Genomic DNA, 25,954 nt, shown 5'->3' with positions numbered 1-25,954 from the left:
CAGTGAAAAACTATTACATCATTGATTTTGACAGTACATTTACGCAAGTCGAAGCCTTGGATGAACTCGCTAGGATATCACTAGAAGGCCATCCTGATCAAGAAAAGATTTACCAGCAGATCGAAGGTTATACCAATCTGGCAATGGAAGGTAAAATCTCCTTCCGTGAAAGCCTTGCAGGAAGAATCAAACTACTGAAAGCAAACAAAAGTCATCTCGACAAACTTGTATCCCATCTTAAGAAGAAAGTTTCCCGTTCATTCAGCCGAAACCGTGAGTTTTTCAATCAAAATTCGGATACGGCATGGATCGTCTCAGGAGGCTTTAAAGAGTTTATTATACCCGTGGTCACACCTTACCATATCAAGAAGGAAAATATCTACGCAAACACGTTTAAATTTGATCAGGAAGGAAATATCATCGGCTATGATGAAAACAATCCGCTTTCAGATGAAGGTGGTAAGGTAAAATTATTGCAGGAATTAAAAATCGACGGACGTATTTTCGGTATCGGCGACGGTTATTCGGATTTTCAGCTGAAAGAATCAGGTCTGATTGAAAAATTCTTCGCATTCACTGAAAATATAGCCAGACAAAGTGTTACTGAAAAAGCAGATCATGTAACACCAAGTTTTGATGAATTTCTGTACGTGAATGATCTTCCCAGAGCAATATCATACCCTAAAAACAGGATTTTATGTCTTATTGTCGGTGATGTACCTGAAATAGCTGCACATATCCTGAAAAGAGACGGGTTTTCAATCCGTATAAAAGACAGTTTTGAGGAGAAATATACCAAAGATGTGGGTATGTTACTTTTGGGTCCGGATGTAGATGTATCCGATGAACAGTTGAGCCGGGCAGATAAGCTAAAGACAATAGGTTTTCTGGGTGACATCAGAGGGCACATCAGTAAAAATATCTGTAACGAAAAGGGAATTGTGGTATTTGATGATAAAAAAGGTAAAAAAAGAAATTCGGAGTTCATTCCAAGAAGAATGGCCGATTTCATTAATAACGGAGATACAGATCAGAGCCGTAATTTTCCAAACCTCATTTTACCGAAATTAAACAAAGCCCACCGTCTGCTCCATATTCACAAAAACGTGCCAGGTGTAATGGCCCAGATTAATAATATATATGCAGAAAACAACATTAACATTGTTGCTCAGTTTCTGATGACACGTGGGGAAATCGGATATGCGGTCACAGATCTGAATGTTGAATATGAAAAAGAGCTGATCAAACAGCTCAAAAAAATAGATAACACTATCAAATTCAGAATATTATATTAAAAAAAAGAGAGGGCTTCTAGAAGCCCTCTCTTTTTTTTAAACGAATAACTGACAGCTATATTATTAGATTCCTGCATCAGTTGGTCTTAGTTGCACATTATCTCCCGGACTCAAAATAAATAATATGCTGTGGTGTAATACAGCAATCCAGAGCGATATCATATGGATCTACATCTGTTATCTTTTCCACAGGCTCAAAAAAAGAAAGTCCTATTTTCTGCACATCGGGACGACACTTCTTCAGAAACCGATCATAAAATCCTTTACCATATCCGACCCTGTTTCCGGTCCGATCACAGATTAATAAAGGAATCAATACCATGTCGAGCAACTTTTCATCCACAGGAGTGCCGGAGACAGGTTCAGGAATGCCCCACTTATTTTCAACATAGGTCGTCGTATTATCTAATAAATAGTGAGACATCGAACGGTCCTCAGCATGGCTCTGTGAAATTACCAGCTTGATAGACGGGAAAGTATCCTGTATCCAGCTTATAAAAAGAAGTGTATCGGGTTCCTGATTACGGCTGATCGGTAAGTAGACATGACAATACTGACATTTTGACCAGTCCATTTTCTTTAAGTGTTCCAGAAGCTGATGATTAAACGCACGAAGTTCATCCACTGACAGATGCTTACGCTCCAAACGGTAAAGTTGTCTTAATTCTTGTTTAGTCATAATAGTTAAGTTCAAAAAAAACGGCCTTGCAGCTGGGAGCTAACAAGACCGAATAATCAACCTAAACCTAAAATCTTTATTTATTTGACACGCTCGATATAATCACCACTTTGCGTATCAACTTTTACTTTATCTCCCTGATTAATAAAAAGAGGAACTTTAATCTCTACTCCTGTCTCTACAGTTGCATTTTTCAAGGCATTGGTAGAAGTATCTCCTTTTACTGCAGGCTCTGTATATGTAATTTCTAATTCCACACTTTTTGGAGCCTGTGCCATAATTGCTTCATCACTTTCGAATGCCACAATTACACTCATACCTTCTTTCAAGAATCGTGCCGAAGTACCAAACAAAAATTTAGGAATATTAAATTGTTCGTATGTACTGTTATCCATGACCACATAAAATTCTCCGTCTTCATACAGATACTGGTAGTCGTTGGTTTCTACGCGTGCAATTTCTACAGCCTCATCCACCCGGAAACGGTATTCAACCAGTTTGCCGGTTTTCACATTACGCATTCTTGCCTGATAAAAAGCACGCAAGTTTCCCGGAGTACGGTGTATATATTCTTCAACAGCAACTAATTCACCATTGAAACGAAGGACATTTCCACTTTTTACGTCAGATGCTTTTGCCATGTTACTTCTTTTGTTTTTTAAGACGACAAAACTACAAAAATTCTTGCTGTTTATAAAAATTAAGGACAAGAAAAATAGTTTGAATTTTGAAAAGGGCTTTTCATGACACCCTCTGTACCATATACAAGGCTCAGACAACTTCTGTCTTTTTAAATATTATTTTTATAATCGCTTATGCTGATATACTGATCACAAAAACCGTATTCCTTTGCCTGATTAGAGCAGACAATTAACAGGCGATCCTCACTCATTGTTCTTTCTACCAGTTCCAGATACCAGGCTTCTCCCTTTTCATCCAAATTGCTGGTGGGTTCGTCCAGAAATACAAGTGCCGAATCTGAACAACACGCTAATGCCAGTTTAACCCGCTGCTTCATCCCGGAGGAGAAATAGCGAATTTCTTTATTTACAGATCCATTCAATCCCAACAGGTCTAACAGGGAATCCTGGTCAAATCCCTTTTGAAAATTTTTGAATTTGAAATGAAAGGCTATCATTTCATGAAGAGTGAGGTCTTCTATCAATTCTACATAAGGTGCCGCAATAGATAAATGCTGAAAAATCCGGTCTACTGCCACCTCTGCTCCCTCATGATGATAGGTAATCTTCCCTTCAGATGGAGTCAGATTACCACACAAAACTTTCAGTAAGGTAGACTTTCCGGATCCGTTAGGCCCAAGTACGGCATACTTATGTCCAACAGAAAAGGTATAATCGATATGCCTGAAAATCCAGTCACGATTATACCTTCTCCCGATGTCTTGCAGTGTTATCTTCAAAACACTTTTTACTTTGATTATACGATTATAAACTTGCTCTTCCCTGACCAAATCCTTTGATAATACCTCTATTCGAGTTACGAACGAACGTAAGGATTTCGTCTCGGGTTTCAGTAGCTTTAAATTCCGTTTCTACAATATCCAATGCTTTGGAAAGATTTCCGTTCTGGATAAAAAGAACCCGGTAAATACCCTGGATTTCGTTTATCTGCTCGTTTGAGAATCCTCTTCTTCGAAGTCCCACAGAATTAATACCAGCATAGGTAATAGGCTCACGTGCCGCTTTGATAAACGGTGGAACATCTTTACGTACCAATGAACCTCCTGAAACAAAGGCATGTGAACCAATTTTCACAAACTGATGTACAGCGACCATACCAGCCAGTACAACATGGTCTCCAATGGTAATATGACCAGCAAGCGTACTGGAATTGGAGAAAATACAGTTGTCACCGATTATACAATCATGGGCAATATGGCTATAGGCCTGTATCAGACAATTCTTGCCAATCACCGTTTTATACCGGTCTTTTGTTCCTCTGTTGATCGTGACACACTCTCTGATAGTTGTGTTATCGCCGATCTCAGCTACCGTAACTTCTCCTTCGAATTTGAGATCCTGCGGTTCTCCTGAGATAACAGCACCCGGATATATTTTACAGTTTTTTCCTATGCGTGCACCATTCATAATGGTCACATTAGACCCAATCCAGGTCCCCTCTCCTATTACGACATCCTTATGGATCGTAGTAAAAGGCTCTACAACAACATTTTGGGCTATCCGTGCCTCAGGATGTATATAAGCTAAAGGCTGTATCATCTTACTTTACTTTTACAATTTGAGCCATTAGCTCTGCCTCACTAACAATTTTCTCTCCTACCATTCCTATGCCCTTCATGCGCGCGATACCTCTGCGTATTGGTTCCATAAGGTCACAACGGAAAATAATAGTATCACCCGGAGCAACCTGGTTTTTGAATCTTGCATTTTCAATTTTCAGGAACAGCGTCAACCAGTTTTCAGGATCAGGAACAGTATTTAACACAAGGATTCCTCCTGTCTGTGCCATAGACTCGATCTGCAGAACACCCGGAAACACTGGTGATCCCGGAAAATGTCCCATAAACAAATCTTCGTTCATAGTTACATTCTTAAGCCCTACTACATGGTTTTCTGTCAATTCCAGAATTTTGTCAACCATCAAAAATGGCTGACGATGGGGTAATATATTCATAATCTGCACTGTATCGTATACAGGCGTCATATTCGGATCGTAAACCTTTACATGTTTACGGTTTTTCTCTTTATTAATAACGGCTCTGATCTTTTTTGCAAAAGCAACATTAGCGGCATGTCCGGGACGTGCTGCCATAATGTGTCCTTTCAGCGGGCGACCTACCAAAGCCAGATCACCGATCATATCCAAAAGTTTGTGTCGGGCCGGTTCGTTCTGATAACGAAGCTGAATATTATTCAGGATACCTTCATTTGCGACATCGATATCATCACGGTTGAATAAATGCGCAAGCTTATCAAGCTCTTCTTTATCGACATCTTTATCTACAATAACAATTGCATTGGAAAGATCTCCACCTTTAATAAGGCCGAGATTGACCAGTGTCTCTAACTCATGAAGAAAACAAAAGGTACGTGAAGCTGATATTTCTCTTACAAATTCACCGATATTACTAACAGAAGCATGCTGACTTCCAAGAACCGGCGAATTAAAATCAATCATACAGGTAAGACGGTAGCCATCAAGAGGCATCGCTACAATCTCAACCTTACGGTCTGTTTCTGAATAATGGATATTAGATTTGATCTCATAAAAATCTCTGTCTGCATCCTGTTCCTGAAAACCTACCTCTTCAAATAATTTGACAAACGGAGAAGAACTTCCATCCAGAATAGGCACTTCAGGTCCGTCAATATCAATCAAAACGTTGTCAATCTGTAAACCAACAAGGGCAGCCATCAGATGCTCAATGGTGCTGACACTAGCTCCATTCTGAGAAATGGTGGTACCACGAGAAGTATCTGTTACATTGTCCGCATCTACAGCGATAACGGGAGCACCTTCGACATCAACTCTTCTGAACTTATACCAATGGTATTCAGGAGCAGGCTTGATCGTAAGGGTAACAGATTTTCCAGTATGCAAACCAACACCTGAAATCGAGACTTCAGACTTGATGGTTCTTTGTTTTACATTCATATCTAACATTCGGTATTAAGCAATATTGAGTTTTCTTTTTTGTTTATTTTATATTTTGCATCTGCAGCAATTGCTCTAACTCTGAAATTCTTTTTTCCAGTTCAGGCAATCTTGCATAAATGACTTGTGAACGCAATTGAGATTGATAAGGAGTGGCTGGTGAACCTCCCCATTTTTTTCCAACCACTGTAATGGATCGATTAATTCCCGATTGTGCCTGCACCTGCGACCGGTCTGCAATAGTGATATGTCCCACCACACCAACCTGTCCGCCCAGTACGACATGTTCTCCTAACTTGGTACTTCCTGATACTCCTGTCTGTGCAGCAATAACGGTATTCTTGCCGATCTCCACATTATGAGCGATCTGAATCAGATTATCCAGTTTAACTCCCTGACGTATAATAGTAGATCCCATAGTCGCCCGGTCGACAACTGTATTAGCTCCTATCTCGACATCATCTTCAATGATTACATTTCCGATTTGTGGGACTTTACTATAGGTACCATCCTCCTGCGGGGCAAAACCAAATCCGTCACTCCCGATCACAACTCCGGCATGAATGACAACATTACTGCCAATAATACAGTCTGAATATATTTTTACTCCGGGAAAAAGTGTTACATTATCACCGATCCGTACATTATCTCCAATATAAACATGCGGATATACCTTAACCTTTTTACCTAAAGAAGTATCTTTTCCGATGTAAGAAAAAGCACCTAAATACTCATGCTCCCCAATACTGGCTGAATCATGTATAAAAACAGGCTCTTCTCTTCCCGAACGATCCTGCTTCATCAGATTGTAATAAGACAACAACTCAGAAAAAGAGGAATATGCATTCTTCACGCGTATCAATGTGCAGGAAACCTCACTTAAAGGTGCAAAATCTGCATTTACAATTACGATGGAAGCATTTGTCGTATAGATAAAGTTTTCGTACTTCGGATTCGCTAAAAAAGAGAGATCGCCGGACTGCGCCTCTTCAATTTTTGCCAATTGACTCACTACAACATCTGGATTACCTTCGATATTGCCTTTTAATAATGTTGCTATTTGTTGCGCAGAAAATTGCATTGTACAAATGTATGCCTTTTTGTTAATTTTTCTTTAAGTTTTTACTTTATCCGGGGATATCCAACCTCTTTTGGGTATGAAATCGCAAATTTTCGTACTTTCCGGGCCAAAGCTTCCAGGTTTGAAAGATCCGACGCCTCCGTTATATCTTTTAGCTCTCCTTGTTTATCCACAATCTTTATTCCGCCCTGTGAAGGGCTGTAAGCGCTATTCTCCACTTCCTGCATAAAAACAAAATACTCCAGTTCATCTTCTGTAATTCCAAAGTGATCAATCACAGCCTGATTCACAGCTTCCAGCGCCTGTTCTGAAAATGGTTCATTGCTCATCACTGTCCTGAACAGATCTCGGGCCATCAATTTCTTACACAGCATGCTCAAGATTCTATCTTCATGGTCTGCCCATGTTTTAATAGCCGACATAATATCGGTATCATCCAAACGAGTAAACCACTGTAAATGTGACTCGTCCAGCAAAAAATTATCTTTGGTTATTCTGTTTTTCAAAAAATGAGAGAATGCCGGTGTAGCAAATAAGTCTACTCCCTGATCACTCAAAGCCTTTGCTCTCTTCAATGCCTTAATAAGCATCTGCTCTGCACCGATAACAGTTTTGTGCAGATACACCTGCCAGTACATCAGCCTTCGGGCGATCAAAAACTTCTCTACCGAATAAATTCCCTTCAATTCCACAACCAGTTCATCATTATGCACATTCAGCATTTTGATAATCCGGTCAAAAGAGATAACTCCTTCAGATACTCCTGTAAAAAAACTATCCCTGTTCAGATAATCCATCCGGTCGGTATCCAGCTGACTGGAAACCAGTTGATGAAAAAACTTCCTTTCGTATTTATTATTGAAAATAGTAATCGCCAGATCCAGTTTGCATCCAAATTCGGCATTCATTCTATCCATCAACAAAGAAGAAAGCATCTCATGGGATACGCCTTCTATAATAGTATGTTCCAGAGAATGCGAGAAAGGACCATGCCCGATATCATGTAATAGGATTGCAACTAAAGCGGCCTCTTCCTCTTCGATAGAAATTTGGACTTCTTTACTTCTTAAGGTATCGATTGCCAGAGACATGAGGTGCATAGCCCCTATAGCATGCTGAAAACGGGTATGTAAAGCTCCGGGATAGACCAGATGAGTCATACTCACCTGCTTGATGTAGCGCAGTCTTTGAAAATAAGGATGCTGAATAAGGTCAAATACACATCCTGAAGGAATCGTAACAAATCCATAAACCGGATCATTGACTATTTTTCTCTTATTCAATGTAGATTGCACGTATATACTTACTTATTTAAAAAATAATCTGAGCGAAATAAAATTAACCCCTTCTGATGTGTATTAAGGAAGTGGTAAATACTATTATCTTACGAAGCTAAGATAGTGCAAAGATACGGAGTTGCCCGTTAAGAAATGTTAAAAAACAACAAATAAAGTCCCGAAAGCGGTAAGTTCGTAACTCTATGACAAATCGATTGTTATAATTTTGATTATATTCTACATACATTTGGAGTAATTTTGTATCCTTCACAGCATCCAATGTATTCGGTTTGTGATTATCAATTAAGAAAATTCTCATGCAAAAAACACATATACTTTGGGCAGATGATGAAATTGAATTTCTGAAGCCCCATATTCTGTTATTAGAAGAAAAGGATTATAAGGTAAAAACCGTCAACAACGGTCACGATGCTGTCGAGGCTTTTAAAAATGAACCCTTCGACCTGGTATTTCTCGATGAAAACATGCCCGGACTTACGGGGTTAGAAACATTAGCCATATTAAAGTCCATCAATCCTTCCATCCCTACCGTACTTGTTACCAAAAATGAGGAAGAGCACCTCATGGAAGATGCTATAGGCAGCAAGATTGATGATTATCTGATCAAACCGGTCAACCCGAAGCAGATACTTATGACGATCAAAAAGTTCACAGAGAACAAAAGACTTGTAAGCGAAAAAACATCTATGGCCTATCAGCAGGATTTTCGGAATCTGGGTATGATCCTCAATGATAATCTGGATGTACACCAATGGACAGATGTGTATAAAAAACTGATATACTGGGAACTTTCTCTCGAAAAACTGGAAGATTCCAATATGCACGAAATTCTGACTATGCAGAAATCCGAGGCAAATGCTTTGTTTTCAAAATTTATTGAGAAAAACTATATCAACTGGATCAAAAATCCGGATGAAGGACCTGTATTCTCACACCAGTTGTTTAAGAAAAAAGTATTTCCCGGAATGCAGGAGAACAAGCCTACTTTCTTTTTCCTGATTGACAACTTACGCTATGATCAATGGAAGATCATTAATGATATCATTACAGATTATTTCCGCCTGGATGAAGAAGACCACTACCTCAGCATTCTGCCAACTGCCACCCAATATGCACGAAATGCAATATTCAGCGGATTAACACCACTTGAGATGGAAAAGAGATTTCCAAATCTTTGGCAAAATGACGAAGACGAGGGAGGAAAAAATCTGCATGAAGACAAATTTCTGGCAGATCAGATAAAAAGACTTTACCGCAGGGAGATCAAACATACCTATCATAAGATATTAACATTGGAACAGGGGAAAGATATTTATGAAAATGTCAACAACCTGATGCAAAATGATCTAAACGTATTGGTTTATAACTTTGTGGATATGCTTTCCCATGCGCGTACAGATATGGCTATGATCCGCGAACTGGCTAATGATGAGGCGGCATACCGCTCTCTTACGCTTTCCTGGTTTGAACACTCGCCGTTGCTGGAAACACTGAAATGGTTGTCTCAACGCAATGTAAGAGTTATCATCACCACAGATCACGGAACTATCCGGGTCAAAAAGCCAAGTAAAATAATCGGAGACCGTAATACGAATACCAACCTGAGATATAAACAGGGGAAAAACCTGAATTATCAGGACAAAGATGTATTCGTGATCAAAAATCCCCATGATGCTCAATTGCCAAAATTACATGTAAGCTCAACTTTTGTATTTGCAAAGGAGGATATCTACTTTGTATATCCTAACAATTACAATCAGTTTGTCAATTACTTTCACGGCACATTCCAGCATGGAGGCATCTCTCTGGAGGAAATGATTATCCCGTTTGCAACCTATTCGTCCAAATAAGTATTTTTGAAACATGAAATTGCATGTTCAAAATTTATCTGAATTACCCGGAGCCGCCAGCGAATTACTTTCTGTATTTGCGGATACCCGGGTGTTTCTTTTGTATGGAAGTATGGGAGCCGGGAAGACAACCTTTGTGAAGGCTATCTGCGAGCAACTCGGCGTCACAGACAGTACTTCCAGCCCCACATTTTCTATAGTAAACCAATACAGTTATCCCCAGGGCAATGTTTATCATTTTGATTTCTACCGAATAAAAGATGAGCAGGAAGCCTTTGATATGGGATATGAAGAATACTTTTATTCCGGTGATTACTGCTTCATCGAATGGCCGGAAAAGATTCCCAATCTGCTGCCGGAAGAAGCCAAAGCTATCTATATTGAGGCCATCGACGAACATACGCGCAGTATTGAGATAAAATAAAACATTAAAAATCAGGTTATTAAATTAATTTCCTGATTTTTTTATATCCTGACGCAACCCTTTAATCCTAATCCACGTCTTCTTTATAACAAACCGATAACAACCTTGAAACAACATGACATTGATGAAGTATGGAAAAAATGTAAAACGGGAGAACGAAAGTCGCAATCATTGCTATATCAACACTTTGCTCCCAGAATGTATGCCGTATGTCTACGCTACGCCGTAGATACTTTAGAAGCTGAAGATATGTTGCAGACAGGATTTATAAAAGTATTTGCCAAACATCAGCTCTTTGACGAAAGAGGGTCACTAGAAGGCTGGATACGACGGGTAATGGTAAATACGGCTATAGAGATTCACCGGAAAAACAAAGTCAGCTTTTGTGACATTGATGATAATCTGCAGGCGCACATGCTTAAGAGTTCTATCGGAACAGATCAATCCGCTTATCAGGATCTTATGCAGCTGATCAAACAATTACCTGTGGGGTACAGAACGGTATTTAATCTTTACGCTATAGAGGGCTACACACATCAGGAGATTGCAAAATCTCTCCATATAAGTGAAGGAAATTCAAAATCGCAGCTATCAAGAGCCCGCACATGGCTTAAAGATAAACTGCAAAAACTGGAGGAAACAGAAAGATGACAGATAAAGAACTGGATAAACTCTTCAGGGACCAGCTTGAGAACATGGAGTCAACACCAAGTCCGGATATATGGGACAGGATAGAACAACAGCTGCCCAAAGAAGAAGTTACGATCAAAAAAAGAAATATTTATCCGCTTTGGAGATGGTCAGCCGCAGCCGCAATTGTAGCGACAGGGATATTTTCGACCTGGTATTTTCAGCAAAATGAACAAAAGGCTGAACGTCTTACTCAGCATAGCGCTATACCCCAGCAGCAAAAAGAACGAAGTACGTCAGACGTTGAATCTATTGCATCAGATCCGATTCTGGCAGAGAGAAAGGATAATGACAGGTTAGCAGTTGTGCAGGAGAAACCAAGTGAAAAAAAGGGAGATGTACCAAGAGAGGTTGCTGAGCGCCCGGAGCAGATGGAAGTAAGTACAGCACATGAAAATTCTCAGCTGCTGACTTTAAGTCTGCAGCAGATGGACACCGTACCTCATCAAATTTCGTTACCGGATCCGACAAACAGTGTAACGGATGTACCGCCACTGAAAGCATTAATAGAAAGTCCGGAAGTAGAGGAAACGATGATGGCAAACCATGAACCCGAGAAGCAGAAAACATTTGGTATCGGAACTATCCTCAATTCATTGATAGGGAAGGCGGACAGATCAGATGGCAAAAAGCTACACTTTGATACAGATGAAGAAGGATCTCTGAGTATTCAATACATCACAAAGAACAGAAAGAAAAATAAATAATAACAATTAAAGAAAAATCACATACTATATGAAACCAATCCATATCTTAACCATTAGCTGCCTGCTTTTATTTTCAGGCATGCAGGCGCTAGCACAAGAAGCTGACTCTACAAAAACTGAAGAAGCACGCCCGTCAGCTAAAACACACAAACATTCCTATACCTTAGGAAAAGGGGATAAAGAAACACATATTGTATATCCCAGAACTTTTTATGGAATTACTTTCGCACGGGTAGACTGGGGATTCTCCAGAATGATAGATAACGGCAGTTTTACACTCTCAGATGACAACCAGTTTCTGAATTATAAAAAAGGGAAAACGACTAATTTCGGCTTTGATATTGCCCAGTTCGGCGTAAGGATGAATGACAATTTCAGAATGTATATTTCTACTGGTTTTGAATGGAATTACACACGACTAAAAGAAAACGTCATATTGAAAAAGAATACTACACCTCTGGATTATGAAATACTGGATAGAAATGAGGTGAATATTGAGAAAAACAGATTAACATCTACTTATCTACGCATTCCATTAACCTTTGAGTTGCGAAGCAGAAAAATGGCTAACGGAGACCGGTTAAAAGTAGCATTCGGTCCTATAGGTGGAGTTTTACTGAAAGGATCTCAACGTCTTAAAAGTGAAGAAAACGGAAAGCAGAAATTCAGAGACGATTATAATCTTCAATCCTTTCAGTATGGAGCTTTCGTAAGAGCCGGGTTCCGTGATGTTGGTTTCTTCACCAAGTATTATTTCAATGATGTTTTTGAAAACAGTCCGAACCAGAAAGGTCTTAATAATTTCACATTTGGCTTAACCTTGTTCCTATAATTGATTACCCCATAAATAAAACGTAATTTTGTGTCGGATTTTAAATTAAGATCCGACACTTTTATTTTTATGCAAGAGCTCTCATCCTGTCAATTTATCCCTTCAGATGTACAACAGCCCGGATTACCTTTGGTATATGGGGAAAATGTTTCCTGTATTTTTGAGAACAAAGAAAAGATTGTTGCGGTAGATCACGTCAGCTTCAGTGTTAACGAAGGGGAGATCACTTCTATCATCGGGGAATCGGGAAGCGGAAAGAGTACATTGCTTAAACTAATATACGGTCTACTCGAACCACAATCCGGATCGATTCGTTACCGGGGGTGGCTAGTACCTACACGAAAAGACAAATTAATACCGGGACATCCGGCTATGAAGCTGGTCTCGCAGGGTTTTGATGATCTTAATCTATATGCTAAAGTATGGGATAATGTGGCTTCGCAACTTTCCAATACCAATCTTCAACGTAAACAGGATAAAACACAGGAAGTACTCGAAAAATTAAATATCGCCCATCTGGCAAATCAGCGTGTAGCGGATCTTAGCGGTGGAGAAAAACAAAGAGTAGCCATTTCTAGAGCCTTGATTAACGAGCCGGAGGTGCTGTTGATGGACGAACCGTTCAATCAGGTAGATGCCGCTTTCAGAGACAATCTGCAGCAGGATATCAAACAGATTGTAAAAGAGACCGGACTTACCGTTATCCTTATTTCACATGATCCTGCAGAAGTACTTTCGCTATCAGACAGATTAATGGTCATGAAAAAAGGTAAGATTGTAGATCAGGGAAGTCCGGAAGAATTATATTATCATCCTACACATTCTTACACAGCGCAATTGCTGGCAAAGAGTAATCTCCTGTCTCCTGAACAGGCGGCGATATTAGGCATTCAAACGACACAGCAAATCGCAATCCATCAGGAATGGATCAAAGTCCAAAGAAATGCTTCCGGTTCGCTGCAGATTAAAGATGTGCGCTTCCGAGGATTCTATAATGAACTTACGGTAGGCAATGATCAATTGTCCCTGCACCTCATTGATCACCCTATTTCTGCTATTGAAAGAGGTACAACCGTTGAGATAGCTATTGACAAGTATATCAGTTTCTGATTATTTGGCTAATTCGAAAATAGTTTCATTGGCAAGTTTTTTTATGTCTTCTGGCGAAAGTTTATGAAGCATAAAACGGCTCTGTAACTGACGGTTTACTTCGTCCTAATATCTTTCTATAGCAGTCTAATCAATGATCTTGTCTTGTTCGGCTTTGTAATAGCCTTCAGAGCGTAGTATTATATCATAATTCTTCCTCAAATCTGAACAATCTTCTTGAAGCTTTAAAATCTTACTTGTGCTTTTGAGCCAATTTTAAGCCTCTGATAAAACTTCTATCTATTTTGCTATATAACAACTTTCTGATAGGTACTTTACTTTTGAGCCAACAAAGCCCTCGTATTACCGTTTTGTCAAAGTCCAACCACCACTTTGAAGCCTTCTATAAAAGAGGCTGTATCAAAAGTCTATTTTACCAACTTGGTAGCGAATAAAATTTTGAAACTTTATTAAGCGTACATGAAAAGGCACCAAATTTAATTCTGATTTAAATAGTAATTTTCATTTATGATACAGCCTCACTTTCTACTGCTGATAATTATTTTTTTATTTACACCTGATAGAAAATAAGAAATAATATAAATTATTGGACCGAATATCGGGGCAATAAAAACGAAAAAAAACCATAAAATCCTTGTAGCACCTTTTTCGTTATTTATGATGAGATAAAGAGCACTAATAAGAGTTGCTACCAATATTACGATTAATATAGTTGATTCTTTAAAACCAATATTAATAAATAGAGTATTCATTTTTATTTATTTTAGCAAGTTTTACAATAGAACGTTTGTGTGGCTACACATAAGTGTTTGTCAGTATAACAAGATACTTCTATAGGGGTTACAACAACACATCCTTCATAAAACCTAGTTTGACTTAATTGAGTTTTGAGAGATGATTCCGCAGATGAAGCGCTAAAACCGAATTCTATGGCATGGTTCATTCCACAATCTCGAGTAATAAACGGAATTCCAGCTTTTTGACCGGAAGATTTTAATGTAATATTTTGAACTTCTCTATCAAATTGATTTAAAAATACTGAGTATGTTTTCTTTTCAATGTTTTTCGAATTTTCCGATATTTCATTATAGAATAGAATCAAAGCTGCCGTTTTAGAGTCTATAAGTTTATCATCGTTACCATCTTTCATGAAACCATTATAGAGAGGCGTGCTCAAGAACAAATCACCATCAACTCGAAAAATTGAATAGTCATTATCTAAGATCAATTTACCATCACTTAATTCAATAACAAAGTTTGAAAAATCCACTTTATTTCCATTTAACATTGAAGTGTGTGCAATTTTTGTGGTATATATAATTTTATTATCATATGATTCGGCATCAATTTGATATATACCTGCTTTTAAAGATTCTTGTAGCAGTGATGTTTTGCTTCCAGACTTAAAAGAAATTTCGTTTGCAAATTTATTTAAAGAATTGTCTATATCCTTTTGGCAAGCCATAAGAAATAAACAAATTGTCACAACTTGAAGAGTTGTTTTTAATAAAAAAATAGACTTATTCATAATTTAAAATTTATTGAGTTTATATAATTGATCAAATATAAATAAATTTTAAAAAACATTTAATTTTTTTAAAAAAACTTAAACAAAATCAGTAATTCGATTTATTTTTTTTCCACAACACATTCACATAACATGATCTGCGCAACCAATAGCCATTTTGATATCATATACATCCGTAGGAGATAGCCTTTTCTTAACCATTGTAAAAAGTCATTGAGAAGTCGTTTTTAAGTCCTTTCATTGTATATTTTTTCTCATATACTTACAATAAAGAAGCATTAGAGCTGGGCTTTTTGTTCCATCAGCTTCATATTTCAATAATTAATCATAAATTTTTTAATATCATTCCAATTACAACGAGCGAATAAATGAGGGTCAACCAAATATAAACCCCTCCCGTATTCATTCATAGGAATTAAAGTATTAACCTTTCTAAAGTAATTTATCTGATTGTTTAATGTGTTTATTAGGTTTATACACTTGGAGCAAGTTATTATATCCAATATGCTTAACAATTAACATTAATATTTTTTTGCTTCCGAGGATTCTATAATGAACTCACGGTTGGCAATGATCAATTGTCCCTGCACCTCATTGATCATCCTATTTCTGCTATTGAAAGAGGTACAACCGTTGAGATAGCTATTGACAAGTATATCAGTTTCTGATTATTTGGCTAATTCGGATTCCAAAACAGTCAGCAGATGCTTAAACTCTTCTTCGGTATAGCCGATTGACTGATACACTACTTCTCCTTTTTTATTTAGGATGACATTACGCGGAATCCCTGTATCTGCATATTTGGAAAAGATCTCTCTTTTCAGATCCGGAAAAACAGGAAACGTATACTGCTGTTTGCTCATAAAGGGATCTAACTTATCCCAACCTTCTTCTCTGGCAAATACCAATAAGGAAAAATCTGTACGAGCCTTGTACTTCGCCCATATTTCTTTCTCCACTCTGGGCAATTCTTGTCTGCAGGGAGGACACCAGGTAGCAAAAAAATTGATCAGAACAACTTTGCCTTTCAGCATGCTTATGTCTTTCCGTTCTTCTTTTTTATCTTTCCATTCAAAAGCCGGAGTTTGTTCTCCAACCTTTACTTTCCATTCCTGTCCGAATACAGGAACATATATTGTCAATATCAATAATAGAATAAGTTGCTTCATGTTATTTTAATTTTTCCAGCCAGGCCAGGCAGGAAACTAACCACTTTACTTCACTTGTTTTATTGTTCAGTCCGAATCCATGTCCCCCATTTTCGTAAGTAAACACTTCATTGGGAATCTTATATTTTTGTAATGCCCGCTGATAGCGATACATATTTTCAACAGGTACTGCCTTATCATCTTTTGCGCTCATCAGAAAAGCGGGAGCTGTATTTTTATCAACCTGAAGCTCATTGGAAAATAAGATCTCATCTTCTTTTTCAGGGTTCTGACCTATCAGATTTTTACGGGATCCCGCATGTGTAATGGTGGTATCCATAGAGATCACAGGATAACACAGAATCGAAAAGTCCGGCCTGAGATCTGTATGCATATCATTTGTAATATATGCCTTTCTGTAATGTGTGGACAATGTAGAAGCTAAATGACCGCCTGCAGAGAAGCCCATTACACCTAGCTTGTGAATATCTACTCCCAGTACCTGCTGGTTCTCCCGGATCAGTTGCATAGCGCGTTGTGCATCCTGTAGCGGCCCGATCTTCTTATCTTCCATAATCTGATCACTGGGTAACCGATACTTTAATACAAAAGCTGTATAGCCATTCTTATTCAATTCACGCGCCACATCATGACCCTCATGCCCGATGGCCACATGGGCATATCCACCTCCGGGTATGACTAATATTCCGACGTGCTTATCTGCGACAGTGGGTTTATAGATAAATAATTCAGGAATATTTTTTTGATATTCTTCACTATTTTCCCCTTTACTGTTTGGAATTCCGTCCGGATAAAGGGGAATTTTTTCCTGAGCTACAGCACGCAAAGCAATCATCAATACAAGATTTATTACCATTAAGATTTTCATAGACTTACAGATTGGAAACAATAATAAGATCCAGATCTTTGGCAGGGAGATTAAATTTATTTGCCATATCCTTATTCGTCAGGTTGCCCTGATACAGATATATGGCACTGCGGATTCCCTGATTAGCCCAGATCATTTTATTCATCCCCCCTGCCTCACCAATCTGCAGTAAGATCGGTGAAAAAATATTTGTAAGTGCGTATGTCGCTGTACGGGCAACCCGGGAAGCAATATTAGGCACACAGTAATGAATCACATCATATTTACGAAAGACCGGCTTATCGTGGCTGGTTACTTCTGAAGTTTCAAAACATCCTCCCTGATCTATACTCACATCAATCAGTACGGAATTGGGTTTCATCTGCGAAACAGTCTCTTCTGAAATTATGCAGGGTGAGCGACCGTTTACAGCTCTTAATGCTCCAATGACGACATCGCAGGATCGTACAGCTTTGTTCAACACGATGGGTTGGATAACTGAAGTAAACACTCTGCTGCCTACGTTATTCTGTAGTCTTCTGAGGCGGTACACGGAACTATCAAATACTTTGACCTGTGCCCCAAGTGCTATTGCTGTACGTGCCGCAAATTCACCCACAGTACCTGCTCCGATAATAACCATTTCTGTGGGCGGAACACCCGTAACGCCACCAAGCATCAGTCCTTTACCATCAAACACATTACTCAGGTACTCTGCTGCTATAAGGACGGCTGTAGCTCCTACAATCTCGCTCATCGCACGTACCACGGTCAGATGACAACCTTCGTCCTGTAAATACTCATAGGACAATGCCGTAACTTTCTTTTTAATCAGAGACTGCAAGACCGCCAGATCCATCATAGAAGGCTGTTGCGAAGAGAATAATACCTGCCCCGTTTTCATAAGACTGACCTCTTCTAAGGTCGGACTGGCAACTTTAATGATCAGATCCGCCTTATACACTTCCTCACTGCTATAGACGATCAATGCGCCCTGTTCGCTATAATGTTGGTCTAAAAAATTAGATCCTGCACCGGCATTCGATTCTAAAATGACCTTATGTCCGTTTTCAATCAATAAAGCCACAGACAGCGGAGTCAGGGCGATCCTGTTCTCCTGAAAGGATACTTCTTTCGGAATGCCTATGGTAAGACTGTTTTTTGATTTGCCAACAGCCATTAATGCCTCCTGAGGCTGCATCATTGCCTGTTGAGCGATCTTGGAAATACTACCCATTTATTCAAAAATTATCTGTCACTAATTTAGGCATTTATTAAGCTTTATTATAATAAATATGCTCGCTTTTCATAATATGGTACAATATTAGCATATAAAATGTAATTTGGATATTAAAAAAAATTAGATTTGTATAAATTTTTACCCACCCTATAACACATGAAAATTTTAAATTCAGTCAATCAACTGAGCATTGTCCCTCGTTGGATAATTTTTCTTTTTGATATTGCCTGTGCTTCATTTGCCTTTTTTTTAGCCTATTCTGTCTTTTATAACTTCTCTCTGGAAGCATTTTACAGACCGGCTCTGGCCATGGAGTTTCTGTATTGCATGTCAATAACGGCTGTTGCTTTTTTGATTTTCAAAACACATACGGGCATTATCCGCTACACCAGCGCTGTAGATTCCATCAGATTCTTATCAACAGTATTGTTTATTGTAATTGTACTCTTTGCAATCAAATTATTCCTGATTGCCATGCGTATTCCGACAATATTACCGACTAATCTTATTATTCTGTATTCGTTATTCGCTTTTGTCTGTCTTTTTATCTACAGAACATCTATAAAGGTATTTTTTCAATACACAAAAGTAGCGCAGGACAGCAAAAAGAATACATTGGTATTCGGAGCAGGTGATCTGGGTATCGCAGTCAAAAGAACAATGGATCATGATCTGAGAGCAGCAAATGCTATTATCGGCTATCTGGACGACAGTGATCAGAAAATCGGAAAATCAATTGATGGCGTCAAGATTTATTCACCTGATGATTTAGACAAGCTGATCCCGAAACTAAATGTGGAAGAGCTTATTATTGCATCTCATAACATCCCTGCTACCCGCAAGAATGAAATCACGGATATCTGCCTGGAGCATAATGTTAATGTATTAACGTTGCCTCCTGTACAAAAAATCATCAACGGAGACCTTAATCCTAATCAGATTCAAAAAATAAAAATAGAAGATTTGTTAGAACGTGATTCTATCAAAATATCAAACAATAATATTCTGGAGCAGCTGAAGGGCAAACGTGTACTGGTAACCGGAGCAGCTGGGTCTATAGGGAGTGAAATTTCAAAACAACTTGGAAAATACGATCCGCAAATGATTATTCTTTGCGACCAGGCCGAATCTCCTCTTCATAATCTGCAGCTGGATCTTCAGGATCTCTATAAAAATCAGGTATATCACAGCTTTATAGCGGATGTGAAAAATTATGAACGTATGAAGAATCTGTTCGACACGTTCAAACCACATGTTGTCTATCACGCTGCAGCATACAAGCATGTACCTATGATGGAAAACCATCCTATTGAGGGAGTTCGAACAAATGTATTGGGCACTTTTAATCTGGCAAATCTTGCTGTAGATTTCGGAGTTGATAAATTTGTATTTGTATCGACTGATAAAGCAGTCAATCCAACAAATATTATGGGTGCTACAAAACGGATAGCTGAAATATATGTACAATCCCTGAATAACCATCTGGAGAAATCAGAGAAGAAACATACCCGTTTTATTACAACCAGATTTGGAAATGTTCTGGGATCTAACGGGTCCGTTATTCCACGGTTTAAAGATCAGATCGAAAAAGGAGGCCCTGTAACGGTAACTCATCCGGAAATTACCCGATATTTTATGACTATTCCGGAAGCCTGTCAGCTTGTTATTGAGGCGGGTAATATGGGTAACGGCGGTGAGATTTTTGTATTTGACATGGGAAAATCTGTAAAAATCGTTGAACTGGCTGAAAAAATGATCAAATTATCGGGATTTGTCCCCAATCAGGATATTGAAATCAAATTTACAGGCTTACGTCCGGGAGAAAAACTCTATGAAGAGCTTCTGAATGACCTTGAAAATACGATGGCTACACATCATGAAAAGATTATGATTGCCAAAGTCCGGGAAAATGACTTTTCTTTTGTACAGAGTGAGTTAGATACTCTTTTCACGATTATTAAAACACAAAACGAGACCAATATTGTCAAACAAATGAAGCAAATTGTGCCGGAATTCAAGAGTCAGAACTCCATTTATGAGGCTTTAGACAAAAAGGACATTCAGATTCAATAACTTAATCATCCTTAATAATTTAAATCTAAAACACTTGCAAATAATTTTTAAAAGTGTAATTTTGCGTTCCGAATTTTTATTTTTTGAAAATGTCAAATAATCAAACCCGTGCAGCGGAAACTGCATATAAACCTCAAAAAGGTTCATTTTTCGTTGAAAACCAAAAAAGCATTACTTTCATAATCGGAGGTATCCTTGTATTGGTAGTGTTATATTTTGGATATCAAAAACTTTATTTGGCTCCTCGTGCCGAAAAAGCTGCTAACCAAATCTTCAAAGCAGAAGAATATGCTGCTTCTACAGATGATTCGTTACAGAAAAGAGCAATTTCCGGAGACGGAGCTTATCCGGGATTCAAAGAAATTGCTGAAGAATATTCGAACACCAAATCTGCTAATATTGCAAATGCATACCTTGGAGGTCTGTATTTGAGAGAAGGCAAATTTGCAGAAGCGATCGAAGCGCTTGAAAAATATTCTGACACAGGTAGTCAGATTCTGGATCCGCTTGTTGTTGGAATGTTAGGTGATGCCTATTCAGAGCAAAAAGACTATAATAAAGCGGCTACTTTCTACAAAAAAGCGGCTGATAAAGCTGATAACTCATACACAGCTCCCCTGTTTCTTAAAAAACTAGGACTGGTATATGAGCAATTAAAAGAAAATAAAAAAGCGGAAGAAGCTTATACCAAGATTAAAAGCAATTACCCTGAAAGCCAGGAAGCAGCTATGATCGAAGGTCTGATCGCTCGTGTAAAAGCTGAGCAATAAGAAGCTTTAAACTCCGGTACTAAAAATTTAAAGGCTGCTAATAGCAGCCTTTTTCATTATATTTGTATTTATATGGCAAGTAATCTTAAAAATTTATCCGATTTTTCTCATATACAGGTCGGTGACGCAAAGCAATTCAAATTCGGAATCGTAGTGTCTCAGTGGAACGCTCAGGTAACCGGAGCGCTCTTAAATGGAGCCGTTGAAGGACTGTTGAAACATAATGCTTTAGAAAGCAATATTGAGATTGTAGAAGTACCCGGAAGCTACGAGCTTATATCCGGTGCGGATATAGTATTGAGAAACAAAGATTTTGACGCTGTAATCTGCCTAGGTTGTGTTATTCAGGGAGAAACCAGACATTTTGATTTTATATGCGACGCAGTGGCTAATGGTGTGGCTAATGCCTCTTTAAAATATGGGAAACCGGTTATCTTTGGTGTATTGACTACGGATAATTTACAGCAGGCCCTGGATCGTGCTGGCGGTATTCATGGAAATAAAGGTGAAGAAGCTGCAATTACAGCTATACAGATGGCTCATATCAGTGCAAAGTATGCCTAATGAATTAAAAGATTAAAAACGATGAAACGTTATTTTATTTTAGTAGTTGGGATTCTCTTTATCGGATCCACTATCCTATCTTCCTGTTCATCGACACAGCAATGTGCCGCATATAGTTCTTACCCTAAGAAAAAGCACAGAACAAGATAATCACTTTGCTGTGGTTATGCGAATGTGTTATTAATTGTTACAATGATTAATAACGCATCTACTCAATTTGAATATAATATGAAAACATTCAGAATATTATTATACTTCACCCTTCTTTTATCATCTGCTTTATTTCCCAAACTTAGCTCCGGACAGGATACTACTCCTACTGTAAATAAATTGTGGGAAGGAATCGGAGGAAAAAGCAAATGGGATGATACACATTTTATTTTATTTTCGGCAGCGGGCAATAACGCCTCAACATTTATTGAAAATCCACGGAAATTTTTAATCAACAGACAGAACGGAGATTGCCGGTTTGAAGGCGCTACTTCTTCAGGTGATGAAATTACACTCTTATTTAATTATAAGACGAATAAGATACGTAAGCTTTATGTCAATGAAGTAGAACAGACCAATCTGGACAATTTTTCAGCTAAAAATTTCCCTTTGATCACCAAGCAGTTTAAACAAGATGTATCATTGCTGTTTCTGCCTACTGTATTAGGAAGTAAGCAATTCAAAACCGGAGATGCTCAACAAAAAATAGTCGATGCGGAAAAGTTAACCGTTGTAACAGTAAATTCTACAACAGATCTTAATGTAAGGCTGAATGGCAAACTTTTCTTTAATTCTGAAAGCGGTAAAATTCGCCGTTGGGAGCTTAATACAGAGGATGATAGTGTACAATATCTGATAGATAATTTTAAAGATATAGGTGACGGACTGATTCTTCCCACGACTTTTAAATCACTCAATGATAACAGCAAAAGTGTCATATTCAGCACCGTAGCTGCTTTTGTTGATATGGAATTAACAAAGTTTACAACTCTTTAGATTTTTTGTAATATGAACTGGAAAAACATAACATCAATACCCCAATTAGATGAAATCATAGCGGATAATCAGATTCATGCTATATTCAAACATAGTACACGATGCCCGGTAAGCAGCATGGCAAAAAGATCTCTGGAATTTAATGAAGATTTACTGCCTGAAGGTGCGAGCATTTTTTATCTGGATCTGATTGCACACCGAGATGTTTCTAATGCAATTGCAGAGAAATGGAACATCAGACATGAATCTCCTCAGGTACTGATTGTAAAAGGAACTGAAGCCTTATATAATGCCTCACATGAGGATATAGATATGGCGGATATTGCTAAATTCTTTACATCATAAAAAAATGGCTCTNNAGAGCCATTTTTTTATGATGTAAGTTAGTAAGTAAACCGGATTACTTTTCCTTCCCGTCCGGTAGAACTAAAGACTCGTAAAGAATAGGTTTTCCCCTTCTCCAGTTTGAGCATTCCATTTTCCACTAGGGAAGCCGTCTTTGTAGGCACTGTGCCATCTGTGGTATAACGAACACTTCCTGTAGGGTATTCTATATTTATCAATGCATTACTATTCTCAATCCTGACACCTACAGCAGGCAGGCGATATTGATAACCTCCGTTTAATTTATCCAATTTCGGTAACTCTACAGTACCCAGCTTTTTTGAAAACGAAGCATAGTCCTTGTCAAAATCTTTGACATCATAAGTATCTGTTACTTCCCATTTCTTTTCCGGTGACCAGGCTCTTTCAGCTACCGCCATAAAACGTGGGAAAATCAGGTATTCCAGATGCGCAGGACTTTCGACGGTCTCCGCCCAAAGAGCGCCCTTTACACCCAGAAAATTCTTTCTTCCGACTGCAGTAAGCCTTTCTTTGGGTTTAAAATATGCTGCACCTTTTGCTTTTCCCTTTGCGATCTCCAATACATTTAAAAAGAAGTTTTCGGGAGCAAATGAATAGGCTTCTCTCAGATTGATATACGCTGCCCAGTTCAGTCCCGGTTCTTCAAATAACGGTGCCCAGGCCATATCCAGATAGAAATTACTGGCGCTGGCAAATATAACTTTATAACCTGCATTGGCTAATTTATACGCCAGATCTTCCTGCCCTCCGCCGATAAGATTATTCCAGACATCTACCTGAATACGCTGATCTGCCAATTTAGGATTGACGACCATTCCCTTTCCTTCATTATGCATCCCCATTTCTTCCCAACCTTCCATGATCAATCCTTTTTCATGTGCCAGATTATTGATCTTGTTGACGTAATATGGCCAAACCTGATTGACAGATTTAAACCCTTCCCGACTCATCAATTCAGCAATTTTCGGAGACTTCTCCCAAACACCTACAGGAACCTCATCTCCTCCGAGATGAATGGTTTTTAATTCCACCCCGGCAGCTTTATGCATAGCTTTGAGTTCATCCACGACTTTTCCGATAAACGTGTAGGTCGACGTTAAAGCCGGATTCATGACATTATCGTTCCAGTTTTGTGCAGAATTGTATTCTGATTTATCCTGTAAGTCATACAGCAGATATTTTTCTGCTTCTGCCTGATTGCCTTGCTTCATGTATTTTTCATAACGTGCCTGCATAGACTTGATCGCAGCACGTGCATGACCAGGAGTTTCGATTTCCGGCACCACTGTGATGTGTCTGGCCTTGGCATACTGAAGAATCTCAATGTAATCTTTTGTCGTATAATATTGTCTCCCTTTACCTGCAGCTCCGGATCTGTATGCAGGTTGTAAAGAACGTCCATCCGCAAAAGATGCTGACCGCTGACTTCCGACTTCAGTAAGTTCGGGCAGTCCCGGGATCTCAATGCGCCAGGCTTCATCTTCTGTAAAGTGAAAATGAAAAACATTCAGTTTATACATAGCCATTGCATCCAGCATCTTCAGTACCGTTTTTTTATCCTGAAAATTTCGGGATACATCCATCATAAATCCGCGATACTTAAATCGGGGCTTATCCTTTACCTGGAGATGTGTTAACGTAATGTCAGCACTATTCGAAACCACTGGAAGTACAGACTTCAGTGACTGTAAACCATAGAATGCTCCAGCAGCAGATGAAGCCCGGATAAGAATTCCACTTCCGTCAATAGTCAATGTATATTCTTCTTCCTCCATGCCCTGTGCTTTCTCCACGCGGACTGTAGCATCGTTTGCTGAGGATAATGATGATTTATAGCCCAGGTTTTTCAAATCGTTAACGAAAATGCTACTTTCTGCCCGGAAAGCAGGATCCGCCTTTACAGCCAGTTTTGAAGGTATGGCAAATGTCTTATCTGCATTTCTGCTTAAAGATAAAGGAGTCGGCAGGATCAGTTGCCCTTGTTGGGTATTGCCTTTCGTATTGAACTCATATTGTTTAGCTAATATTTCCAGTACCTCACTGTTAGCACGCTTAGGCACTAACACTGTATATTGAGGGACATCATATATTTTACCCTTCTGATTAATAAAATAAAGACCTCCCGGTGCTTTACTTGTGTTCCTTAACGGAGCAATAGCATCGAAAGATAATATTAAGGAGTCATTCGGATTTATTTCCTGATAAGAGGACTGAAGAAACTGTAAAGCATAAAGATCTCCGTTACGGTGCTCTATCCTGTAATTTGTATTTCCTTTGTCTTCTTTTACCAAAAACAAGTAATTGAACATTAATGTCCAATCCTTAAGATTCACAGGTTTCTTACCTATATTTTTGACAATAAACATGGATCTGGAAGATTCATCAATAGATTTGGTATCATCAATCTTCCAATTCACCTGCAAGGATTTATTTAAGGCAATATCCTGCGCCTGTACCTGATAGGAACATCCCATCAATATACTTACAGCCAGACTTGCCCAATTTTTATTTCTCATATTTCTATATCGCTATGATCTTTGATTTTTAACGCATTAAAATACACAAAATTGGTTAAAGACCTTGCAATTAAAAAAAATAGTAAGATATTTTCAATTTTATTTGGCATAATAAAATGATGTTTCTATATTTGCACACCGAAACACAAAAAGGCCCGTTCGTCTAGGGGTTAGGACGCAAGATTTTCATTCTTGAAACAGGGGTTCGATTCCCCTACGGGCTACAGAAAAAGCATCAATCTTATCAGATTGGTGCTTTTTTCTTTTACAATCAAAAATGGATTTTCCTTTA

The 25,954-nt window shown here is 38.5% G+C and carries 24 protein-coding genes and 1 tRNA gene; 13 read left to right on the top strand and 12 right to left on the bottom strand.

Annotated elements, in window-relative coordinates:
• Positions 1-2 precede the first annotated feature (2 nt).
• Positions 3-1,295 carry an HAD-IB family phosphatase gene (locus B4B65_RS02360; protein WP_201681367.1) on the top strand — a complete coding sequence of 431 codons (1,293 nt, stop codon included), beginning with the start codon at positions 3-5 and terminating at the stop codon, positions 1,293-1,295.
• A gap of 97 nt (positions 1,296-1,392) precedes the next feature.
• On the opposite strand, the gene B4B65_RS02355 is transcribed toward B4B65_RS02360, so the two are convergent.
• The 7 genes from B4B65_RS02355 to B4B65_RS02325 all read right to left on the bottom strand — a co-directional run bounded on the left by B4B65_RS02355 (position 1,393) and on the right by B4B65_RS02325 (position 7,974).
• The gene (locus B4B65_RS02355) at positions 1,393-1,974 is read right to left on the bottom strand and encodes a 5-formyltetrahydrofolate cyclo-ligase (protein ID WP_293913057.1); all 582 of its coding nucleotides are present in this window, start codon (positions 1,972-1,974) and stop codon (positions 1,393-1,395) included.
• 80 nt (positions 1,975-2,054) lie between these two features.
• Positions 2,055-2,615 (bottom strand): elongation factor P, encoded by a 561-nt coding sequence (efp, locus tag B4B65_RS02350; RefSeq protein WP_293913055.1) that lies wholly within the window; start codon positions 2,613-2,615, stop codon positions 2,055-2,057.
• Between the two features lie 149 nt (positions 2,616-2,764).
• Positions 2,765-3,394, bottom strand: coding sequence for an ABC transporter ATP-binding protein (locus B4B65_RS02345; protein ID WP_293913053.1), 630 nt, complete (start codon positions 3,392-3,394; stop codon positions 2,765-2,767).
• A 25-nt stretch (positions 3,395-3,419) separates the two neighbouring features.
• On the bottom strand, positions 3,420-4,214 hold the full coding sequence (gene lpxA, locus B4B65_RS02340) for an acyl-ACP--UDP-N-acetylglucosamine O-acyltransferase (RefSeq protein WP_201681363.1): 795 nt from the start codon (positions 4,212-4,214) through the stop codon (positions 3,420-3,422).
• Between the two features lies 1 nt (position 4,215).
• The gene (locus B4B65_RS02335) at positions 4,216-5,610 is read right to left on the bottom strand and encodes a bifunctional UDP-3-O-[3-hydroxymyristoyl] N-acetylglucosamine deacetylase/3-hydroxyacyl-ACP dehydratase (protein WP_201681362.1); all 1,395 of its coding nucleotides are present in this window, start codon (positions 5,608-5,610) and stop codon (positions 4,216-4,218) included.
• Between the two features lie 43 nt (positions 5,611-5,653).
• Complete coding sequence (gene lpxD, locus B4B65_RS02330; protein WP_293913050.1) at positions 5,654-6,691, bottom strand: UDP-3-O-(3-hydroxymyristoyl)glucosamine N-acyltransferase; 1,038 nt, start codon at positions 6,689-6,691, stop codon at positions 5,654-5,656.
• A gap of 41 nt (positions 6,692-6,732) precedes the next feature.
• On the bottom strand, positions 6,733-7,974 hold the full coding sequence (locus B4B65_RS02325; RefSeq protein WP_293913048.1) for an HD domain-containing protein: 1,242 nt from the start codon (positions 7,972-7,974) through the stop codon (positions 6,733-6,735).
• Between the two features lie 311 nt (positions 7,975-8,285).
• Between B4B65_RS02325 and B4B65_RS21730 the strand changes: the two genes are divergently transcribed.
• The 6 genes from B4B65_RS21730 (at position 8,286) to B4B65_RS02295 (ending at position 13,602) form a co-directional block, all read left to right on the top strand.
• On the top strand, positions 8,286-9,839 hold the full coding sequence (locus B4B65_RS21730) for a PglZ domain-containing protein (RefSeq protein WP_201681359.1): 1,554 nt from the start codon (positions 8,286-8,288) through the stop codon (positions 9,837-9,839).
• Between the two features lie 13 nt (positions 9,840-9,852).
• Positions 9,853-10,263 (top strand): tRNA (adenosine(37)-N6)-threonylcarbamoyltransferase complex ATPase subunit type 1 TsaE, encoded by a 411-nt coding sequence (tsaE, locus tag B4B65_RS02315; RefSeq protein WP_293913045.1) that lies wholly within the window; start codon positions 9,853-9,855, stop codon positions 10,261-10,263.
• Positions 10,264-10,368: 105 nt separating this feature from the next.
• Entirely contained in the window at positions 10,369-10,914 is a 546-nt protein-coding gene (locus tag B4B65_RS02310; protein ID WP_293913043.1) for an RNA polymerase sigma factor, read from the top strand.
• Positions 10,911-11,660, top strand: coding sequence for an anti-sigma factor (locus tag B4B65_RS02305; RefSeq protein WP_293913041.1), 750 nt, complete (start codon positions 10,911-10,913; stop codon positions 11,658-11,660). The genes B4B65_RS02310 and B4B65_RS02305 overlap by 4 nt, the downstream gene beginning before the upstream one ends.
• Positions 11,661-11,688: 28 nt before the next feature.
• Positions 11,689-12,492, top strand: coding sequence for an outer membrane beta-barrel protein (locus tag B4B65_RS02300; protein WP_293913039.1), 804 nt, complete (start codon positions 11,689-11,691; stop codon positions 12,490-12,492).
• 69 nt (positions 12,493-12,561) lie between these two features.
• Entirely contained in the window at positions 12,562-13,602 is a 1,041-nt protein-coding gene (locus B4B65_RS02295; protein ID WP_293913037.1) for an ABC transporter ATP-binding protein, read from the top strand.
• 763 nt (positions 13,603-14,365) lie between these two features.
• Here B4B65_RS02295 and B4B65_RS02290 read toward each other — a convergent pair.
• The 4 genes from B4B65_RS02290 to B4B65_RS02275 all read right to left on the bottom strand — a co-directional run bounded on the left by B4B65_RS02290 (position 14,366) and on the right by B4B65_RS02275 (position 18,383).
• Positions 14,366-15,130 carry a hypothetical protein gene (locus B4B65_RS02290; RefSeq protein WP_293913036.1) on the bottom strand — a complete coding sequence of 255 codons (765 nt, stop codon included), beginning with the start codon at positions 15,128-15,130 and terminating at the stop codon, positions 14,366-14,368.
• Positions 15,131-15,798: 668 nt separating this feature from the next.
• Positions 15,799-16,299, bottom strand: a complete 501-nt coding sequence (locus tag B4B65_RS02285; protein WP_293913034.1) for a TlpA family protein disulfide reductase — start codon at positions 16,297-16,299, stop codon at positions 15,799-15,801.
• A 1-nt stretch (position 16,300) separates the two neighbouring features.
• A complete protein-coding gene (locus B4B65_RS02280) occupies positions 16,301-17,167 on the bottom strand; it encodes an alpha/beta hydrolase (RefSeq protein WP_293913032.1) in 867 nt (288 codons plus the stop codon).
• 4 nt (positions 17,168-17,171) lie between these two features.
• Positions 17,172-18,383 (bottom strand): alanine dehydrogenase, encoded by a 1,212-nt coding sequence (locus tag B4B65_RS02275; protein ID WP_002997700.1) that lies wholly within the window; start codon positions 18,381-18,383, stop codon positions 17,172-17,174.
• 159 nt (positions 18,384-18,542) lie between these two features.
• Here B4B65_RS02275 and B4B65_RS02270 point away from each other — a divergent pair, with 159 nt between their 5' ends.
• The 5 genes from B4B65_RS02270 (at position 18,543) to ytxJ (ending at position 23,125) form a co-directional block, all read left to right on the top strand.
• A complete protein-coding gene (locus B4B65_RS02270) occupies positions 18,543-20,459 on the top strand; it encodes a polysaccharide biosynthesis protein (RefSeq protein ID WP_201681352.1) in 1,917 nt (638 codons plus the stop codon).
• 89 nt (positions 20,460-20,548) lie between these two features.
• Positions 20,549-21,229: a tetratricopeptide repeat protein gene (locus B4B65_RS02265; RefSeq protein ID WP_201681351.1), complete on the top strand. Its 681-nt coding sequence runs from the start codon at positions 20,549-20,551 to the stop codon at positions 21,227-21,229.
• Between the two features lie 72 nt (positions 21,230-21,301).
• Complete coding sequence (ribH, locus tag B4B65_RS02260; RefSeq protein ID WP_201681350.1) at positions 21,302-21,793, top strand: 6,7-dimethyl-8-ribityllumazine synthase; 492 nt, start codon at positions 21,302-21,304, stop codon at positions 21,791-21,793.
• A gap of 228 nt (positions 21,794-22,021) precedes the next feature.
• Positions 22,022-22,780, top strand: coding sequence for a hypothetical protein (locus tag B4B65_RS02255; protein WP_293913028.1), 759 nt, complete (start codon positions 22,022-22,024; stop codon positions 22,778-22,780).
• A 12-nt stretch (positions 22,781-22,792) separates the two neighbouring features.
• The gene (gene ytxJ / locus B4B65_RS02250; protein WP_293913026.1) at positions 22,793-23,125 is read left to right on the top strand and encodes a bacillithiol system redox-active protein YtxJ; all 333 of its coding nucleotides are present in this window, start codon (positions 22,793-22,795) and stop codon (positions 23,123-23,125) included.
• Positions 23,126-23,163: 38 nt separating this feature from the next.
• On the opposite strand, the gene B4B65_RS02245 is transcribed toward ytxJ, so the two are convergent.
• Entirely contained in the window at positions 23,164-25,662 is a 2,499-nt protein-coding gene (locus tag B4B65_RS02245) for a family 20 glycosylhydrolase (RefSeq protein WP_293913024.1), read from the bottom strand.
• A gap of 152 nt (positions 25,663-25,814) precedes the next feature.
• On the opposite strand from B4B65_RS02245, the gene B4B65_RS02240 reads away from it, so the two are divergent.
• Positions 25,815-25,886 (top strand) — tRNA-Glu (locus B4B65_RS02240).
• The last annotated feature ends 68 nt before the right edge of the window (positions 25,887-25,954 follow it).

The organism is Sphingobacterium sp. UBA5789 (assembly GCF_002418355.1).
Classification (GTDB): domain Bacteria; phylum Bacteroidota; class Bacteroidia; order Sphingobacteriales; family Sphingobacteriaceae; genus Sphingobacterium.
This window is presented reverse-complemented; position numbering and strand designations above follow the sequence as displayed.